The organism is Aeromonas piscicola (genome assembly GCF_000820005.1).
In the GTDB taxonomy this organism is placed as follows: domain Bacteria; phylum Pseudomonadota; class Gammaproteobacteria; order Enterobacterales; family Aeromonadaceae; genus Aeromonas; species Aeromonas piscicola.
Genome location: NZ_CDBL01000081.1, coordinates 1,139 through 1,622, shown reverse-complemented (window position 1 = coordinate 1,622; position 484 = coordinate 1,139). Strand labels below are relative to the sequence as shown.

General features: G+C 62.0%; 1 protein-coding gene. It reads right to left on the bottom strand.

Features of this window, described 5'->3' with window-relative positions; genetic code table 11:
- Positions 1 to 43: 43 nt before the first annotated feature.
- On the bottom strand, positions 44 to 484 hold a 441-nt coding region (locus tag BN1128_RS25005; RefSeq protein WP_042872820.1), incomplete at its 5' end, for a DUF945 family protein.

The following is a 484-nucleotide window of genomic DNA, read 5'->3' as shown; positions in this document are numbered from 1 at the left end:
GGGAGCCTTTGTTGTTTCTGTACTGCCTGTTGTTGCACTCGGCTTACAGCGGCAGACCATTGATGGTCATGGCACCCTTGTCGAGCTTGAACTCGGCGGTCAGCCGGGCCTTGTCCGCCTTGAGATAGCCCATGGCGGCAAACTGCTCCAGCATGGGGGCCAGTTGCGGCACCGCCTTGCCCAGCTGGTCGCTGAGGTTGGCGTGCAGCAGACCGGACAGGGCGTGCATCCCCTGTTCGCTATTGAACAGCTGTTCCAGCGAGGTGGATGCCAGCGTGACGTCCCCCTTCATGGAGACAGGCTCACCGTTGAGCTGGGCGCTCAAGTCCACCAGCTCCAGAGTCGCGCCGCGTTTGAGCAGTTTGTCCAGCGCCTGCTGGATGGCTTGATCTTCCACCCCTTGGCCGCTCGCGGCCTGCAGCGCCTGATAGCCTTCCAGATCCAGTCCTTTGAGATTCAGGGCCAGCTTGCTCTGGGTCACCGC